This window comes from Nocardioides taihuensis, assembly GCF_042657275.1.
Classification (GTDB): domain Bacteria; phylum Actinomycetota; class Actinomycetes; order Propionibacteriales; family Nocardioidaceae; genus Nocardioides; species Nocardioides taihuensis.
Genome location: NZ_JBHSKD010000007.1, coordinates 350,746 through 367,759 on the forward strand (window position 1 = coordinate 350,746; position 17,014 = coordinate 367,759).

At 67.8% G+C, this 17,014-nt stretch carries 18 protein-coding genes; 10 read left to right on the forward strand and 8 right to left on the reverse strand.

All coding sequences use genetic code 11. The annotated features are described in order from the left end of the window. Positions 1-68: 68 nt before the first annotated feature. Positions 69-731 carry a TetR/AcrR family transcriptional regulator gene (locus ACFPGP_RS07660; RefSeq protein WP_378588943.1) on the reverse strand — a complete coding sequence of 221 codons (663 nt, stop codon included), beginning with the start codon at positions 729-731 and terminating at the stop codon, positions 69-71. A gap of 91 nt (positions 732-822) precedes the next feature. Continuing rightward, entirely contained in the window at positions 823-1,239 is a 417-nt protein-coding gene (locus tag ACFPGP_RS07665) for a nuclear transport factor 2 family protein (protein WP_378588944.1), read from the reverse strand. A 188-nt stretch (positions 1,240-1,427) separates the two neighbouring features. On the opposite strand from ACFPGP_RS07665, the gene ACFPGP_RS07670 reads away from it, so the two are divergent. Beyond that, the gene (locus ACFPGP_RS07670; RefSeq protein ID WP_378588946.1) at positions 1,428-2,822 is read left to right on the forward strand and encodes a transaminase; all 1,395 of its coding nucleotides are present in this window, start codon (positions 1,428-1,430) and stop codon (positions 2,820-2,822) included. Between the two features lie 249 nt (positions 2,823-3,071). On the opposite strand, the gene ACFPGP_RS07675 is transcribed toward ACFPGP_RS07670, so the two are convergent. Next, positions 3,072-3,764, reverse strand: coding sequence for a GOLPH3/VPS74 family protein (locus ACFPGP_RS07675; RefSeq protein WP_378588948.1), 693 nt, complete (start codon positions 3,762-3,764; stop codon positions 3,072-3,074). A 30-nt stretch (positions 3,765-3,794) separates the two neighbouring features. Between ACFPGP_RS07675 and ACFPGP_RS07680 the strand changes: the two genes are divergently transcribed. Continuing rightward, the gene (locus ACFPGP_RS07680; protein ID WP_378588950.1) at positions 3,795-4,418 is read left to right on the forward strand and encodes a patatin-like phospholipase family protein; all 624 of its coding nucleotides are present in this window, start codon (positions 3,795-3,797) and stop codon (positions 4,416-4,418) included. Between the two features lie 78 nt (positions 4,419-4,496). Here the strand turns inward: ACFPGP_RS07680 and ACFPGP_RS07685 are convergent, their stop codons facing one another. Further along, complete coding sequence (locus ACFPGP_RS07685) at positions 4,497-4,796, reverse strand: hypothetical protein (protein WP_378588951.1); 300 nt, start codon at positions 4,794-4,796, stop codon at positions 4,497-4,499. Positions 4,797-4,989: 193 nt separating this feature from the next. Here ACFPGP_RS07685 and ACFPGP_RS07690 point away from each other — a divergent pair, with 193 nt between their 5' ends. The 4 genes from ACFPGP_RS07690 (at position 4,990) to ACFPGP_RS07705 (ending at position 8,485) form a co-directional block, all read left to right on the forward strand. Next, positions 4,990-6,531: a M6 family metalloprotease domain-containing protein gene (locus tag ACFPGP_RS07690; protein ID WP_378588953.1), complete on the forward strand. Its 1,542-nt coding sequence runs from the start codon at positions 4,990-4,992 to the stop codon at positions 6,529-6,531. Positions 6,532-6,567: 36 nt separating this feature from the next. Continuing rightward, positions 6,568-6,795, forward strand: a complete 228-nt coding sequence (locus ACFPGP_RS07695) for a hypothetical protein (RefSeq protein WP_378588955.1) — start codon at positions 6,568-6,570, stop codon at positions 6,793-6,795. A 34-nt stretch (positions 6,796-6,829) separates the two neighbouring features. After that, positions 6,830-7,129 (forward strand): hypothetical protein, encoded by a 300-nt coding sequence (locus ACFPGP_RS07700; RefSeq protein WP_378588956.1) that lies wholly within the window; start codon positions 6,830-6,832, stop codon positions 7,127-7,129. A gap of 108 nt (positions 7,130-7,237) precedes the next feature. Then, positions 7,238-8,485 carry a hypothetical protein gene (locus ACFPGP_RS07705; RefSeq protein WP_378588958.1) on the forward strand — a complete coding sequence of 416 codons (1,248 nt, stop codon included), beginning with the start codon at positions 7,238-7,240 and terminating at the stop codon, positions 8,483-8,485. A gap of 875 nt (positions 8,486-9,360) precedes the next feature. On the opposite strand, the gene ACFPGP_RS07710 is transcribed toward ACFPGP_RS07705, so the two are convergent. Both ACFPGP_RS07710 and ACFPGP_RS07715 read right to left on the reverse strand, forming a co-directional pair. Continuing rightward, positions 9,361-10,026, reverse strand: a complete 666-nt coding sequence (locus tag ACFPGP_RS07710) for a hypothetical protein (RefSeq protein WP_378588960.1) — start codon at positions 10,024-10,026, stop codon at positions 9,361-9,363. Positions 10,027-10,601: 575 nt separating this feature from the next. Then, complete coding sequence (locus ACFPGP_RS07715) at positions 10,602-11,786, reverse strand: TolB family protein (protein ID WP_378588962.1); 1,185 nt, start codon at positions 11,784-11,786, stop codon at positions 10,602-10,604. A 297-nt stretch (positions 11,787-12,083) separates the two neighbouring features. Here ACFPGP_RS07715 and ACFPGP_RS07720 point away from each other — a divergent pair, with 297 nt between their 5' ends. The 4 genes from ACFPGP_RS07720 to ACFPGP_RS07735 all read left to right on the forward strand — a co-directional run bounded on the left by ACFPGP_RS07720 (position 12,084) and on the right by ACFPGP_RS07735 (position 14,227). Next, complete coding sequence (locus ACFPGP_RS07720) at positions 12,084-12,671, forward strand: DUF642 domain-containing protein (RefSeq protein WP_378588963.1); 588 nt, start codon at positions 12,084-12,086, stop codon at positions 12,669-12,671. 151 nt (positions 12,672-12,822) lie between these two features. Then, positions 12,823-13,257 (forward strand): hypothetical protein, encoded by a 435-nt coding sequence (locus tag ACFPGP_RS07725; RefSeq protein WP_378588965.1) that lies wholly within the window; start codon positions 12,823-12,825, stop codon positions 13,255-13,257. Between the two features lie 242 nt (positions 13,258-13,499). Next, a complete protein-coding gene (locus ACFPGP_RS07730; RefSeq protein WP_378588967.1) occupies positions 13,500-13,832 on the forward strand; it encodes a hypothetical protein in 333 nt (110 codons plus the stop codon). A 2-nt stretch (positions 13,833-13,834) separates the two neighbouring features. Further along, the gene (locus ACFPGP_RS07735; RefSeq protein ID WP_378588968.1) at positions 13,835-14,227 is read left to right on the forward strand and encodes a hypothetical protein; all 393 of its coding nucleotides are present in this window, start codon (positions 13,835-13,837) and stop codon (positions 14,225-14,227) included. 1,513 nt (positions 14,228-15,740) lie between these two features. Here ACFPGP_RS07735 and ACFPGP_RS07740 read toward each other — a convergent pair. Together ACFPGP_RS07740 and ACFPGP_RS07745 are read right to left on the reverse strand one after the other, a co-directional pair. Then, positions 15,741-16,427 (reverse strand): GAF and ANTAR domain-containing protein, encoded by a 687-nt coding sequence (locus ACFPGP_RS07740; protein WP_378588970.1) that lies wholly within the window; start codon positions 16,425-16,427, stop codon positions 15,741-15,743. 320 nt (positions 16,428-16,747) lie between these two features. Then, positions 16,748-16,873 carry a hypothetical protein gene (locus ACFPGP_RS07745; protein ID WP_378588971.1) on the reverse strand — a complete coding sequence of 42 codons (126 nt, stop codon included), beginning with the start codon at positions 16,871-16,873 and terminating at the stop codon, positions 16,748-16,750. Positions 16,874-17,014 lie beyond the last annotated feature (141 nt).

Here is a 17,014-nt window from a genome sequence, read left to right on the forward strand (position 1 = left end):
CAGGGAGGTGTTCTGGAGTCAGACTCCAGTTAAACTACTCCAGACCGCACCGCGAGGGGCGACGCCCGTCAGGCGGGACGCGAATCCAGGATGAGGCCGTCGAGAAGCACCAGCCCGGCCTCGATCACGGCCAGCTCGACCCGCTCGGGCGACATCACCAGGGCGTCGCGGCGCAGCGCCAGCGCGGCGACTCCGTTCCACGCGCCGAACAGGAAGTACGACATCAGCTCCGGATCGACCTGCCGGATCGCGCCGGTCTCCACCGCGTCGCGGATGCTCTGCTCGAACTCCCATCGCAGCTGGCTGAAGCGCGCGACCACCTCGCCCTCGAGGGGCGTGCGAGGACCACGTTCACCGGTGACAGTCAGGTACTTCAGCACTGCCGGGTGGTCGAGGAGGAGCCGCAGGTAGGCGGAGCCGACACCGGCGAAGCGCTCGAGCGGGGACACCTGGGCCGCGTACGCCGACCGAAGTGCCTCCGTAGCCACCGCCAGTACCCGCTCGGTGACGGCAGCCAGGAGCCCGTCCTTGGTCCCGAAGTGCACGTACACCGAGGCGGGCGAGACCCTCGCCTGCGCGGCGATGTCCTCGACCCTGATCTCCTCCGTTGCGTGCTGCGACAGCAAGTGCTCGCCCGCGTCGAGCAGCAGCACGCGGGTGCGCTCCCTCCGACGCGCCCCGCGCGCGGCGGCGTCGGCCACCGGGACCGCGGACTTCTGGGCGTCCGTCATGCGGGCAACACTAGGACGGATGCGGCCCGGGCACGGCGTAGGAGTGAGGCTCCTGGTGTCGTGTGGGTCGTCCACAGGCGATGGGCGGGTGTCAGCTGAAGATCGCGTTCCAGGCCGCCACGTCGTCGGGATAGAGCCAACGCTCGACCTGGCGTCCGTCCCGAAAATCGAAGATGCTCACGACTCGAGTACTCACCTCGATCCCTGGCCGGCTTGCTCCCATCTCGCTGAGGGCGCACACGTGCACGTCATTACCGAACACGTCGTGCTCCCGCAGCCAGAATCCGATCGCCGGGAGCCGGGCCAGGAAGTGCGAGACGTCTTCTCGGCCTCGGTAGTCCCGGGCCCATGGGTGCTCTCCCGGGACGTGCCAGACCACGTCGGGGTCCACCAGCGACCCGATGGTGGCGAGGTCGCCGGCACGGAACGCATCCGCGGCCCTGCGGTACGCCGTCGCATTCGGATGCTCTTCGGTCCGCGTCGGCGGAAGTGGCGGCTCGGAGGACATGTGAACCATCATGGCGCAGCCAGTGCATCCGGGCCCGCGATGACAGAAGCGGAGGCGTCGGCTCGGCATCTGGGCAGTTCGAGGACGCATGGTCGAGGAGGTGACCTGCCTGAGGGCAAGCCGTTCATCACCCGCAGTCGTGCGTCGACCCGTTGCGAGTGGTGCGGCCTGGTGCCAGTATCCGTCGCATGCAGACCCGGACTGGGGTCCGAAGTGAACGCGTTGCGGCGATGCAGGCGCGTGAGCTGGCGCGGTTCGCGGCCGGTCACGCCCGCTCGGCCAGCCTGCGCGAGCGGGCGAAGGCAAGCATGCCGCGCGGGGTCCCGATGTCGTGGATGGAGAGCCTGTACGAGTATCCGCCCGTGTTCGCCGAGACCGGGGCCGGCTCCAGGTTTCGCGACGTCGACGGGCACGAGTACCTCGACATGTACCTGGGGGACATGAGCGGGTTCTGCGGGCACGCGCCTGTGCCGGTGGTCGAGGCGGTCGGTCGACGGATGGCGGAGGGCAACCACTTCCTGCTGCCGGGGGAGGACGCGATCGTGGTGGCCGAGCACCTGGCCGAGCGCTATCGCCTGCCCCAGTGGCAGTTCACGCTGTCGGCAACACAGGCGAACACCGAGGTGATCCGGATCGCGCGTCAGCTCACGGGCCGCGAGGTGGTGCTGATGTTCGACGGCAAGTACCACGGCCACGGAGACCCCACCCTGGTCGTGCTGGAGGGCGACCGGACGGTCCCCGAGCTGCAGGGCCTGCCCGGCTCGGTGACCGGTCAGGCGAGGTTGGTCCAGTTCAACGACGTAGCCGGACTCGAGGCCGCGCTCGCCCCGCGTGACGTCGCCCTGGTCCTCACCGAGCCGGTGATGACGAATGTCGGGATCATTGAGCCCGCGCCCGGCTTCCACGCGGCCCTGCGCGAGCTCACCCGTGCCGCCGGGACGTTCCTGGCCCTGGACGAGACGCACTCGTTGGTCGGCGCCTACGGCGGAATGGCCGGTGAGTTCGGTCTGGCGACGGACTTCCTGACGGTGGGCAAGGCGATCGCGGCCGGAGTGCCCCTGGGCGCCTACGGGATGACCGAGGAGGTCGCCGCGCGATCCCTGCCCGCCGGGGGGCACCAGCTGGCCATGGGGGATGCCTTCGCCGAGATCGCGACCGGCGGCACCCTGTTTGCGAACGCCCTCGCGATGGCCGCCGGCCGCGCGGCCCTGACCGAGGTGCTGACGCCGCAGGCCTTCGACCGCGCCCGCGAGCTGGGCACGCGGATGGCGGACGGCGTGCGGGAGGCAGTCGCCGCGTCCTCCCTGCCGTGGAACGTTGCCCAGATGGGCACGCACGCCTACTACGGCTTCGCCCCGGTCCCGGCCCGCAACGGCGCCGAGGCACGCGTCAACGACGACCCGGACCTGCGCGCACTGATGCGTCTGTGGATGGTCAACCGCGGGGTGTGGGAGTCCGGGTGGTGGCTCGGCCCGACCGTCTCGGTGGCCCACGACGAAGCAGACGTCGACGAGTACGTCGCCAAGTTCGGCGAGCTGCTCGACGAGCTGACCCACCCCCAGCGCGAGAACACAACCCCGTGAGGACCCAGACGGACCGATCCTCAGCCAACGAGCTCGGAGGGGAACTCGCGGCGGAGTGACGCGCGTGGATGCTCGCTCGAAGTGTCCGGCGAACCGCAACCATGGTTGGACAATCCAGCACCTTGCAGTGCCGCTGGCCACGGCAGGTGACGATGGAGCAGTGGGGACAGGCGGCGGCAAGACGTCGGTGGTGGCCGCCAGGATGCGTGCGTCGTGGACCGAACGGAGCCAACCGCGCCACGCGGCTAGCTAGCTCGAGCCGCCGCCACCTCCGACAATCACTGCTGAGGACGTGGCTGCGATCACGGCGGCGTTGATGCTGTCGATTGCCTGTCGGACGGCCTTCGCTGCCCAGTCGCCCTCGGCGATCCGCTTGGCGCTCGCCTCGAGTTCTGTCTCGGAGAGTCCGAGGGAGTCTGGGGCCACTGTCTTGTGCACGGCGTTCAGCGCGTGCAGCAGGGAGATGAGTGCACCCGTTCTCGCCTCTGCAGCTGCGCCCTCGCGAAGTGCCGTGAGGAGTGCCGTCCGGACCGACGACTCGTGGGCGGCATCGTTCGAGGGCCATCGATGCGTCGGGAAGATGCCGAGGATCCGGTCCGCTTCGACGCGAAGGACACCCCTCTCGACGAGCCGCTGGTAGAGCCGGACCCTTGCTCTCTTCCCGAGGCGGGTCACGACACTCTGGGGCTTCTTTCCTTCCCTCTCCACGACGAGGGTCAGGGCCTCGTCCAGCTCACCGTCACCAGTGGGGTCGGGATTCCTGACTACCAGGCGACCCTCACGCACACGGTCGTTGGCGCCCGCGACGTCGACGCGGCCCTTCAGTGCGAGCTCGACCAGCAGGGCGCCGCCGAGCGCCACGTCCACCTCGGTGCCTGACGCTGCGAGCTTTCCGGTCTCGTCATCGGTCAGGAGGAGCAGGAGGTCCTCCGCGAGGAGCATGGACGCCATCCTATTGCCCCTCGTGACGAGATGGGCGCACGTGTCGCGGCACGCGCGGGCGTTGGGCGCCTCGAGCAGACGTTCCCGTTGACAACGGCTCGTGCCCACCAGCGTCGCCGTGCCCGGGAGGCTGCGGACTTCGACTGGCCGATGTGGCAGGCTGCCCGCGCCACCTCAGCCGCCCCGACGTACTTCGAACCCGCGAAGCTGAGCAGCGAGTCGAGCGACGACTACTTCGCGCTCGTCGATGGAGGCGTCTGCGCGAACAACCCGGCCATGTGCGCCTACGCAGAGGCGCGGTCGATCTGGCCCGAGGAAGCTGACCTCCTCGTCGTCTCACTGGGGACAGGACAGCTGACCCGAAGCATCCCCTGTGACCAGGCACGGAACTGGGGCCCTGCCAAGTGGGCGCAACCGATCCTCGGCGTCGTCTTCGACGGGGTCAGCGACACCGTCGACTACCAGCTCGAGGACCTTTGCAGGGACACGAAGACCCGGGTCTCGGGGTACTTCCGGTACCAGGTCACGCTCAGCAGCGGCAACGACGACATGGACGACACCTCTCGCACCAACATCCGGGCGCTGGAGCTCTTGGCTGAGGACCTCATCGAACAACGCAAGCGGGACCTCGACGACATGTGCAACCACCTGTGAAGCCCGCAGGTCCAAGTCTCCGCAAGCGGTGGTGTGAAGGGCTTGGACCGCGGCCTGCTGACCTCGGCGCCATTGCTGCTAGGAGTCGTGATGCCCGGGCCGCACCTCGTCGAGCGCGAGCAGCTGCAGCTCGCCCCCGGCGGGTCCGCCGATGTACTCCACCTGGCCACGGAATTCGTCTCCGACATGGATCGGGGGCCTCTCGCCGACGACGAAGACCCGCGCCGTTTCTCCAGCACGGACGAAGAGGCCGCCCTCGACCGCTTCGGCCCCCAGCACCTCGACGGTGAGATACCACTTCGGCTGGCCCTCGACGCCCTCGACGAGTTCGGTGCGAGCCGTGATGACGCTGCGGTTCGGTGCCGCCATGACGTTCATGGACCCAACCCTCCTCGGATGCCCAGGAATGCGCCAGCAACCGTGACGGTGCGGTGACGCTCTTCCCACGAGTATGTGCAAGTCGGGCTGGCCGACACACGACCAGTCATCCAGCATCAGATGGGGGACCGCCGTGGCGCACCCACACACTTCCCATTCCGGGGGCGACGCCGGCAGCGATGTCCACTGCGTCATGCCGCCCGCGCCAGAGCTCGAGCAGCGCATCCTCGCAGCCAAGGCACTCTTCGAAGAAGGGCGAGAACTCGACGAGGCAGGAGAGGACGCACTGGGTCCGCGAGAGTTCGCCCTGATCACGGGCAGGCCGGCGCGGACTCGACCGAACACCTTCGTCGACGCCAAGCCCGATGTCGCGCCGGTCGTCGGGACGCGCCGGGCGATCGTGCTGCTCGTCGACTTCTCCGACGCGCCGGCCACCCAGACCCAGGCCCACTTCAGCGACCTGCTGTTCTCCACCGGCACCTACGCCACGGGCAGTATGCGGGACTTCTACCGTGAAGCGTCCTACGGCAAGCTCGACCTCACAGGCGAGGTCAGCGGGACCGGCGGTCCGACGGCCGGGTGGTATCGGGCCCCGCACCCCAAGTCGTACTACACGAACGGCAACTACGGCTTCGGCTCCTACCCGCAGAATGCCCAGCGGCTCGTGGAGGACGTTCTCGCCCTGGCCGACCCCCACGTCAGCTTCTCGGGCTACGACAACGACGGCGACGGCACCGTGGAGGCGCTGGTGCTCATCTGCGCCGGCATCGGCGGGGAGCAGTCGGGCAACGTCAACGACATCTGGTCCCACAAGTGGGGGATCACGCCGCAGACTCGCGACAGCAAGACGATCTCCACCTACTTCATGGCTCCGGAGAACGGCCGTGTGGGTGTGATGGCCCACGAGCTCGGCCACCTGCTGATGGGCTGGCCGGACCTGTACGACACCGACTACTCGTCGGCCGGCACCGCTCGGTGGGACCTGATGGCAGGTGGCAGCTGGAACGGTGGCGGCGACACCCCGGCCCACCCGACGGCCTGGTGCAAGGCACGCGCGGGGTGGGTCAACCCGACCGTGCTGTGGAACCAAGCCGCCAGCGTGACGGTCCCGCCGTACGCAACCAATCCCGTGGCCTACAAGCTGCCCATCGGCTCGGCGTCGAGCAGCGAGTACTTCCTGGTCAGCAACCGCCAGCAGACCCTCTTCGACAGCGCGATGCCGGGTGAGGGCCTGCTCATCGAGCACGTGGACGACAGCAAGAACAACAACACCGACGAGAACCACTACCTCGTCGACATCGAGCAGGCCGACGGCCGACGCGATCTGAACCTCAACGCCAACCGAGGTGACGCCACCGATCCTTATCCGACGAGCACGAACAACGCCTTCAGCGACTCGACCACGCCCAACAGCAAGAGCTACGGCGGCGCGGCGTCGAACATCTCGGTCACCAACATCGCGAGGGCCGGCGACAACATCACCGCTGACATCAACGTCGGGGGCGTCGCCGCCCGGGGCTGGGTCTACAACCGCAAGGTTCTCTCGACCTTCACCTACGCCGGCGCGCAGTGGGCCTGGGCAAACATCGAGGGCTTGGGATGGCGTCGGATCCAGAGCGGTTCGGCCGACGGAGTCACCAACGTGTTCACTGCGCTGTGCGAGGCCATGGCGAACGGGCGGCTCGTCCACGCCGACGTCGACGGCCAGCTGATCTACACCATGTACACGGTCTGAGGCACCGCGGCCACTTCTCGCCAGAAGGAGACAACCATGACGTGGGAGTACAACAAGACAGTCGTATCGACGTTCATCCACAGCGGCTCGCAGTGGTCGTGGGCCGCCCTCGACGGCGGCACGGGCTGGAAGCGGATCAAGGAGGGCGCGCCCGACGGTTGCACCAACCTCACCGTGCTGCTGAACACGGCCTCCGCGAACGGCCGGAAGGTTCACGTCGACATCGACGCATCCGGTTTGATCACGACCGCCTACATGATCTGACCATGACAACCACAGACGGACGGAGGCGATCGGAATGAGCGCACAGCCCGAGGTTGCCATCACCATCATGACCGGGGGTCACGCCGCGGGCGCTGACACGTCGGCGACCGAGGGGGTGGGGCCGGTACCCCAGGACCTCGACCAGCTCGCCGCAGCGGCCGCCGGTACCCAGGGCGGTGACCAGGGAGCGCCGACACCCCAGGGCCTCGACCAGCTCGCCGCAGCAGCCACCGGCACCGAGCCCGGTGGCCAAGGAGCACCGACACCCCAAGACCTCGACCAGCTCGGCGAGAGCGCGAAGCCCGCGAAGAAGGCTGCAACCAAGAAGAGATGAGCCTCTCGGGCTCTCAACTCCAGGCTCGCAAGTAGTGCAGGCGTTTCATTGCGACGTAGCCGCTGCGAGCGGATCGTCATGAGCAGTCCTGCTCGGGGAGGCGAAGACGTGACCCACGAGCTCATCGCCGCCGAAGCAGGTCCCGACGGCCAGGACGGCCCCCGGGACGGGAGGGGAAGGCGCACCCGACGCAGCACCCGACCCGGGAGGCGCGGCTGGGTGCAACACGTCGAAGTCAACGTGCAGCTGCTGGAGGCTCGGCTGGCTGCTCTCCGTGGAGCCCGCGACGTCGTGCGCGAACGGGAGGCGCGCAGGCGGCGCGCGGGGCAGACGCGGCGACGCGACCTGCACCGCCGGCTCGCCGCCGAGGACGCTGTCGACCGGCGCGTTCAGGAGCTTCTCGCGAGAGCTCGCGCTGCCGCTCGTCGCGAGCACCCCGAGCCCTGGCGGATCGTCAATTGGTGGGGTGGTCGCCACATCGAAGCTGCTTACCAGAACCTGCACGGGGCCGAGGCTCTGATCGCGAGGCTCTACGACTGGAACGAGATCCGCGCTGAGGTGCCGGAGGCGGTAGCCCGGATCGAATCCGGGCTGCTGCGTGACGACCCTCGCCGGGACGCCGCGCTGCAACTGGCTGATGCCGACCCCGAGAAATCATCCCTCGAGGGCGCCCGGGCCGCACTCACCAAGGTGATCGAGATCGGGCACTCGGTGGCGGACCGGGATCACACGCAGCTGCGGAGCTTCCGCAACGTCATCATCGTCTCGTCCCTGGTCATCACTGTGTTGCTGGTCGTGACCGCGGCCTACGTGTGGGTGAACCCCTCTACGATCCCGCTGTGCTTCACGCCTCCGAACGCGGAGGGCAAACCGGCCACCTGGGTGTGCCCCACGGGCGAGTACCCCTGGAATGCGCAGACCCCTACCGTCGAGGGGCCCATGAACAAGCACGACATAGTTGTCGTGCTCCTGCTCGGGGTGCTGGGCGGGGCATTCTCGGCGGCGATCTCGATCCGGGGTCTCTCGGGCACCTCGACGCCGTACGACGTGCCGCTCTCCCTGGCGATCCTGAAGCTCCCCCTCGGTGCCCTCACGGCTCTCGGTGGACTGATCGCGCTCCAGGGGGACTTCGTCCCCGGTCTCAGCGAGCTCGACAGCCAAGGCCAGATCCTCGCTTACGCCTTGATCTTTGGGTACGCGCAGCAACTCCTCTCGGGCCTTCTCGACAGGCGGGCACAGACCCTGCTGGAGTCGGCGCCCGGCAAGGAGAAGGACCTGGGTTACGGAGCCAGGGCGTCGACCTCGTCGACCACGCATCGACGACGATCACTGCGGCGTCGCGACAACGGAGAATGACCGGGGCGTGATGGCGAGGGCCGGGCACACGGTCGCGACGTACTCAGCTCCACGGCCCATGTCCGACGGCCACGCCCGGGATGAATCACAACCTCCACATCCGTGGCGGTGTGACGTACTCGCGAGAGTGTGCTCTACAGGAACAACTGGCCGGTTCCGCATCCGTGGACGGAGCCGGTCCTGGTGTCCCGCCGCACGAGTCCGGGGGCCGGTGCCACCCACCTGACGGTCAACGGATCCCTGTGTCGCAGGCGAGATCGACCTTCGAATAGGTGCCGGCGACAACCCGTGCGTCTATCAGCTCGCACGACATGCCGGCGTTGGCCGTGACGACGTAGCTACCCGGTGCCACGGGGACGCGGAAGCTGCCGTCAGCCGCGGTCGTGGTTCGCGCGACCACGTCTCCGGCTCCGTACGAGTCGTCGGCCAGCTGCTCGGCAACCGTGACCTCCGAGCCCGCCGCCGGCTCGTCAGCGCAGGGGTCGTGCTCGGTCTCGACGGGGCACTGCGGCCCAAGATGGACCCTGCCGGCGATGCCCGAGTGGTCTCGGGTCCTCCCAGGCCCCTGGTCGCCGCAACCGGCGAGTAACGACGCGGCAACGGCAAGGACGAGTACTCCACCTGCGTGCATGGGGATAGGACGCCCAGGCGCACGCCCGAGTTCCACATCGGGGTCCCAGACGACCTCGCAGGCGTCCTTCGACGTCCGGTTGCGCGATCACCTGCGCCGTTCACGGCATCGACCTCGCGACGGCATGGCCCTCCCGGACCGGGTCCTCGACTTCCGCAGCTGAGCTCGGGCGGAACGCGCCCCGTGCATGGGCGGCGACAGGTCCGATTGAGTGGTTCTGGACCCGATCATGGCCGGACGGCCATCAGGAAGAGGCCGCAGGATGAAGTCCGGAGAGGAGCTTGGTCTGCTGGGTATCGAGGGATACGTGGAGGACCGCTGGTCGCATCTCGAGCTCGGGGTCCAGGGCGTCGGTCACACGCCGCGCACCGTAGCCCGTTCCCCAGAGCCACAACCCAAGCCCTGCGCGGCTCGCTTGGAACACCACGCCGCCGTCCGGGAAGGTCAACTTGAAGCGGGACTCCAGGGATTCCGCGGGTCCGTACGCCCATTGGGCACCGACAAGGTCCTCGCCGTTCAGCCCGTACAGCGCGTCAAGGAACCTCGGGCCTTCCCCACGAGGCCATTCCATCGCCTTGTACAGAGCGACGTACGAGACGAAGCAGGATTCCGCGCAGATGCTGTCTGTTGTGTCCTCGTGCCTCCCCAGCAGGTGTTGCCTGAGGGTCGCATACAAGAGGAAGTGCATCCGCAGTTGATCGGATGACAGCCGGGCCACCAGGGCAGACCAACCGACAGCTCGGTCGTCCGATCCGTCGGGAGATTTTGCGGATGCAAGGATTCCGCTCAGGTACTCCGTCAGGGCTTCGTTCTCTGCGAAGGCGGCTTCCTCTGCGACTCGCATCGCTGCGCGCATCGAGGTCTGCCCTTCCGGAGACCGACCGAACTTCGCCGAGGCCGCAACGGTCACCGCAGCGATGTTGTCGAGCTGGCGTGGGGTGTACCGACCCAGAGTTGCGCCCACCTCGTCGGCCGCCTGTCCGAGGGCTCGAGTGAGTATTCCGCTGGCCGATTGGGGCCCGCTGTCTGCTACGGCTCCTGCCGCCTTTGCCACTGCGCCGATGAGCGGGTCAGTCACTGTGGCCCCCAGTCACTCGAGAGGTGCGTCGTCTCAGCGTAGTCAGGATCGCCAGCCACGTCATGATGCCTCGAGCAGGACAACGCCGTAGCCGGCGCTGGCCGTCGAGCAGGACGAGAAGGAGGACTCCGAACCGCGCACCCGGAGATCGGCCGCATCATCCACGCCCTCACCGACGATCCCCAGCCCGCATCCACCACCGGAGCAGTTCGCGCGGTGACGAGGCGACGTCCTTCCTCGCCAGACTGGTGCGTTCCGGCTCGCGGCGGAAGGACGCGGGTTTGAACCACACGACCAGCGGTGTGACCGGTTCACCGCAGCGGCGCGGGTGTAGCAGCGGCGGTCGGTTCACAGCCGGTTCCTTTGGCAGTCGCCGGAGGTCCGGTGGCGCCTTGGTCGCGGTCAGGTCACCGGTGGGTGCTTCGTGCCGGTGGTTGTGGGTCGGGGACTGGTTGCCAGTCGATGTCCCAGACCTGGCCGGGCACGATCTGGTGAAGGTGGCTGCCGTTGGCGCGCAGCACCCACAACCCCTTCTGGTGGTTGCCGCCGCGCGAGTATTGGGTTCTGATCGCTGCTATGAACCGGCCGTCGGGGGACCACACCGGCTCGTGTTCCCCGGTGCGGGTCAGTCGCACGTAGCCGGTCCCGTCCGGCGCGATGGTGCTCAGGCCGTACCAGTAGGAGGGGTCACGGTAGAAGTTGGAATCGCCGCGGCTGAAACAGAGCCGGTCTCCTTGTGGCCGGAAGGTGGCTTCCCGCTCGTCGGAGGGGCCGTCTTCGAGGACGTGGGCGTGGGTACCGTCGGCGTCCTGCGCTACCAGGTCGAACCCGTAGAAGTCGGTGCCTTGCTCAAAGTCGCTGTAGGTCTCGTACACGACCTGGGCGCCATCTGGCGTCCAGGTCGCCCATCCGGCGTGCTTGACGCCCAACGCGAACTCGGTCGTGGTCGCCGCGTCGGTGTCGAGCATGAACACCCGGGACCCATGGAAGTTCAGGTCCCACGACATGTAGAGCAGCTTCTTCCCGTTCGGCGACCAGACCGGGGCCTCCTCGTAGCCCTCGGTTCCGAACAGTGTCTGCGCGGCACCGGAAGCGACCTCCACTTGGAAGATGTCCGCCTCCCACCCGTCGGTCTCCGAAGGGCCGCTGTAGGCCAGCCACAGACCGTCGGGTGACCACTCCAAGGAGGCCGGGTACCCGAGCACGGTGATCACCGTCCGCTTATTCTGGCCATCGGGGTCCATGACCTTGATCTGGGAGCCCTGACGGGTATCGCGGACGTAGGCGATCTGGCTCCCGTCCGGAGACCAAGCCGGACGACTGGCCCTTCCCCCGAACGTGAGCTGTGTGCGTTGGATTCCGTCGGGCCGGACGGTGTAGATATCGAGGTCGCGGTTGTTCTGCTTGGTGTAGACAAGCATCCCGTTCTGAGGGTAGGCGGTCGGGTCCACGCCGGTGGCCCGCCCGTGGACCCCGCGGTTGGCGGGTGCCGCACCGGTGTCAGCAGCCGACGGCCCGATCGTTGTGGCAGAAGCGGCCCCTGCGACCAGCAGACCACCTGCGGCCAGCATCACAGCGGTGGGTGTCTTCATCGGATCCCCCTCATGACGGCGTGCGCGAGCAACTCTCACGATCCACTGTTGGGGCGCGTGGCGCCTGAGCCATCGGGGGGATCCGTCCCGGAGCGGCCGGGTGGCCCAGTCGGAACATCGACGCTGCTGAAGCAAAGCTCTGAGGCTCCCAGCGAGCACGGCAACGGCAGCCATGAACAAGCGGCGGAGAGGGACACTCGAACTTCTCTGAGTCGGCGATGTCCGGTTCGGGCGGGCGCCACTGTTGCAGCCGCCCCGTCGGGTGCAATATGGAGGACGGTCACACTAGGAGTCGCCATGGGACTGCGTTCATCGTTCATTCTGATGGTGTGCAGTGTCGGACTGGTCGCGGTTGGCACGGCGGGCAGCACGTCTGCTGCTGAGGCGCCAGCAGCTGCCCCCGTCGCCACTCAGAATCTGATCCGCAACGGGGGATTCGAGGCCCCGACGATTACGCGGCCCTGGGTGGCGTTCTTCGCCGACGGCGAGCGACGCATTCCCGGATGGTGGGTCGTCCGGCACTCCGTGGACCTGGTGAGCACTGACTGGCCCGCGGGTCGTGGCAATCAGTCGCTGGGCGTGAACGGCTTCCGGCGGGGCTGGGTCTCGCAGTTCGTCTCAACCGACGCCAACACGTCATACCGGCTGTCGTTCCTGCTGTGGGGTGACCCTAACGGGCCGCCCGCGCGGAGCCGGCTCGCGGTGCGCTGGGACCTTGAGCGGATCGGTGTGCGCAAGGTAGATGTGAACGTCCAGTCGACGTGGCGTCGCGTCACCTTCCTCGTGGAATCCACCGCGGCTGGGACCCATCTCGGGTTCCGCAGCTTGACACCCGGCAACGCCGGGCCGGCCATCGACAGTGTGCGCTTAGTAGCGGTGGAGTAGGTATGGGAGCCACCGAGGTGTTGACGGACTTCCCGAGGAGCCACGCTGCGTCTGTTCGCGCGGCGGCAAGCGGCGGAGTTGCGTAGTCCGTGCTCGTGCACTGAAGCGATGGCTGTTGACCTAGTTCGATGTGTCAGGCTGAGGTTGAGCCATGAGGGGCAGGCATCGCGCCGATGAGGGTGAAGGCGCGTCCGCGGAAACCGGGGCCTGGACGCAGCTCCTCGGCATGCAGGGTGACATCGAAGCCACGGCCATTGTCGTGATGATGGAGGCCGTCACAAGTGCTCGAGAAGACCTCAAGTCGATCATGGCCGGCGTCAAAGCCATCAACGCTGCCAAGCGCCACCAGCGAGAGTTGATGGCGCAGATCAATCGCGATGTCGTGGCGGCAACGCTGGCCGAAGTCGAAGGTGCGGAGATTGACTTCCCTCCCCTCGGCCTCGGCCTCGGATGCGGGTCTGGATGCCGCCAAGTCAGTGTGGCCATCCCCGATCCCGAGGCAGTGGGGGGTGTACGCATCGCGCATGTCTCGCTCATCGACGGACAGGGCACCTCGAATAGGCGTCGCGGCCTGCTTTTCTCCTAAGAGGACTTCGGGACAGACGACCCCGGTGACTGGTACCACTCCTTCGTCACGGCGACGATGACGGCGATGTCGAGCCAGGGCTCGCTCGGCGCAACGACGGGGCGCGGGCGGCGCGAGGACGTCGAGGGGTCCGAACCCGAGGACCGCGGCGGCTCTCGGTCGGTGTCGCGGTCTGCCGCGAGCTGCTGGCCGACCAGCTCCGCGACCTCGAGCAGCAGCTGACCGAGCGGGGCCTGGCGACGGTGCCCGGCTACCGCGGCTGGGTGCTCGCCAACGCGCTCAGCTTCCTCGAGGGCGGCCACTACGGGTCCGACTACGTCAGCGGCCAGTCCGACGTACAGCGGGAGAGTCGGGTGCACCTGCGGGGCGCGGCGTTCGGTCTCCAGGTGATCGGCGCCCGGCCCGGGAAGACGTGGTCGTGGCGGGTCCCCGTGGCAGGAAGCCTCTCAAAGGTCGACCTGGCCACTGGCTACCGCGTCGCGCACAAGACGTGGCAGGTCTGGGGCGCCGACGGCCGCCCCCGCGTCGCGACGGCCACTGGGGCGCCGACGGGTGATGACGCGAGCAGGCAGTAGCGATGCCGCGGGTGACCCAGATCCGCTTCCGCAACAGCGGCACCAGCGACGCCGACAACACCTGTGCCATCTGCCCGGTCGACCTCGGCGTCGGCCCGGGCGCCCGCGCGGTCAACGGCATGGAGCTCCGGTTCCGCATCGAGGGGCACCGGGCCGGGCTGGAGTACGACATCACCCGCACACGGCGGGACTCGCTGTGGCAGCGCGTCGGAGGGGTGTGGACCCAACTGGGCACCAACCCCATGGGCACCAACGACGACCACCACGACCAGGACGAGGCGCTCACGCCCGCGGCGGCTTCATCTACGCGATCGACCGGCCCGGGTATCCCGATCTCGTGCTGCCGGCGCCCGCCCAGGCACTGGGAGGCGGCATGGTGTGGCCGGGCGCCGTGACCTCCGCCGCCGCGCAGGACGTTGTGCTGCGCAACAGCTTCGCCGAGTGGGTGATCGCGCGGCACCGGGGCGAGGGGATCCCCTGGACGCCGCTCGAGTTGCCGGCGATGCCCGACGGCTCCCCACGGAGGTTCGTCTTCTGGCGGTGCGTCGTGTGGCTAACCCGCAACATGGCGGGCAACTTCGTACTCGACGCGGCGCAGCCGAATCGAGCGCGGGCACATCGGCGGGGACGTGCTGACAGCGGCCCCCCAGAATCACGTGCGACAGTTGGTGGGCCATCTGCCGTGACGTTCCCGATCCCGGGGCATGCGCCTCCGATCTCGAGGAGCGGGCATCGGTGGACCAGGCCCCGGCTCGCGGCGGAATGACCGTGCCCCTTGCCGTAGCGCCGCTGGATCGCTCGGACTCTCCCGCGAGGCCAGTAGGCGAACCTTGATCGTCGAACCTGCGAGCTCGCGCACAGCGCGCCAGCCTGCGCACCCTTCCAGCAACCTCCCGCCTTCCCATGACCTTGGACTGGTTCGCGTTCGTCGGCTAGGTTTGCTTCCAGGTGGTTGGGAGCGCAGCCCGCGGCAGATGTGGTACGCCGCGATGGCTCTCCTCGAGAGGTTTGGGCATGACCCCCGACCCACGTCTCCCAGGGCCCCCCGGCCTGCAGACCGTGAGTTCGATGCGCGACAGCGCGAGCGAGCCGCCGACGATGCCACGGCCACCGAGCGGTCGGACCTCCGGTCGCTTGAACCGATGTCAACGCCACGGTCATCGACCACGCCAAGGGCGGATGATGCTGGCCCATGGGGGGTCGAATCGATCAGTCATTCGAGGTGCTGGCCCGTTGGGCGCGGAGGTCCCACACCCGGTGCGCACCATCGTCCTCACGCTGCTGCGCGAGATCTGCGAAGGCGATCCGCAGACCGAGATCCGACAGCGGCCGTTGATCTCGGTGGCTCGGGGCGCTTCCGCGTGACGACGATCCCGGTCAGGCACTACTCCTCGGCGGCCGGCCCGTCCAGAACCGGCACGTGAGACTCCGCGCTCGGGCCGAGCGCGGGAACCGGGGGAGTGCAGGGGCGCGACTCACGCAGAACGCGTCCCTGCACCACCCCACCCCGAGGTGGCGGCTGGCCACGCTGCGTCGAGGACCTACCCGATGACACGGAGGAACCCCGGCCTTCCTGGAACGGGCCCCGCGTTGCTGCCCCTCGTCCGCCAGGAGGTCCCGCGTACCAACGCGGCCGAGCCCGGGTGCGAAGCTGCTGACAAACGACCTCATGAACCCCTCTTCGAAGCGTCGACGTCCGTCACCTCAACCGGGATGCATCATGATGCGTCCAGCCCACATCGTGGCCAGAGCTGAGGCAAGGTACTGAACGTCACTGCCGCGGGCGCAGTAGCGACCAACCGCCGGCTGTGGTAGCCGCCCAGGACGCCAGAAGACGGCGACCGCCGACGGCAAGATCCGCAGTTGCGAGTGCTCAGCCCGTCTCGAGGTGCCGGCTTGTGGTGACGCCTATCTCGGCGTTTCACGGGTGCGCACCAGTTCTTCGGCCACGCGGTTCAGTTTCACATTGCGGCGCTGTGACACGCGGCGGAGAACAGCGAATGCCTGATCGGGTGGCATGCCAAAACGTTCCATCAAGATGCCCTCGGCCCGGCCTATCATGGTGCGATTGCTGATCGCCAGTTCCAGGTTCTCAGCGTTCTGCGAAGCCGCCAACGCCACGCCCACGTGGGCGGCGAGCGCTTGTCCGTTGTTGATGTCGTCAGCGTCGAACGCATCGGGCTTGAAGGAGTACAGGTTCATTGCGCCGAGGGTGTCCTGGGTCGTGTAGAGCCGGTAGCTCACGATGGAGACGACACCGGCCTCCTTCGCGACCAGTGGCCCCCATCTGGGCCAGCGGTTGTCATCGGCCAGGTCACGGCTGTGAACGACCTCGTGCATGCGAAGCGCGTCGAAACATGGCCCTTCCTTGAATACGAACTGGAGTTCGTCGATTCGGTTCAGCGTCTCGTCGCTTCCCACCGGGGTGTCAATGCCGTTCTTGTGGACGATCGAGATCCCGACAAGGTCGCACCCCTGGATGATCTCGCGTGCGACCAGTACGACCTTCTCGAGCGTCAGTTGAGTGCTCGACCATCCCTGCATCGAGCGCGCAGCCTCAGCTAGTTGATCGGCGAAGCTCGCGGGAGCCTTCATGAGCTGAAGTGTGCTACCGCCCGGCGCCAAAGCCAACCGACACCACGGCCCCACTGAGCCTGACCACTCGAGTGGAGACTGAAGGTGCCTACTCGACCGTCCCAAGCGGCACAGCATCATTCCGCGTGCCGTCCGGGCCACGCGGTACCTCACCTCGATCCTTGTCACGGCCGGTCGCAACACTGAAACGTGCGGTCCCGGTTGCGCTTCAAGCTCCTCCAGGGGAAAGCCGGCCGGACAGCCTGGTCACGAGAGTCGATGGGCGGCGGATTGACGCGGGTGCCGATCACGCGAACAGCGGCAATGATCGGATGGAGATTTCAGCCTCCGCCGCCGCTGCCAAACCCGCCAGTTCCCCAGTCATCAGTCTTGTCCGTGCGCCCGGACAGCGCGAGCAAGCCGACGACCACGAGGAAGATGGCGCCGGTGATGATCAAGGCCCACATGGTTCCTCCCTGGGCTCATCCATCCGATTTGTGCGCCAGGCCTTGTGCGCGGAACGCCAGACTCGACCTGAGCATCCGCCTAGATGTACCCGGCCAGGACGTTGGTAGCGGCGAGCCTGGTTGAACGAACGAGAACCTCCG